A 317-nucleotide genomic window follows, 5' to 3' on the forward strand; every position below is an offset into this window, starting at 1 on the left:
CGGGTAAGTTTGAAAAGTTGCTCCGGAGCGATCCTGAACCGTTTGGTTGGGTGGTGCCGGGTGTGTCTGTTGTTTGAGAACTCAATAGTGTGCCAAGTTTGTTGATACCAATTTTTTATTGATTGGTTGAATTGACTGGATTGTGCCACCCCGTGGTGTGGTCTGGTTTTTACAGCTGGTTTCAAATTTTGCAGTGTGTGTTTCCCGTTTTCCCGGGGGATGCATGTTGTGTTCGTTTTGTTTTACTTCAACGGAGAGTTTGATCCTGGCTCAGGATGAACGCTGGCGGCGTGCTTAACACATGCAAGTCGAACGAT

At 47.0% G+C, this 317-nt stretch carries 1 rRNA gene; it reads left to right on the forward strand.

Annotation, left to right across the window (positions count from 1 at the left end):
• Nucleotides 1-247 precede the first annotated feature (247 nt).
• A 16S ribosomal RNA gene (locus AC5RUQ_RS20955) occupies nucleotides 248-317 on the forward strand; the annotation flags it as partial.

Source organism: Arthrobacter sp. MDT2-3, from assembly GCF_059090465.1.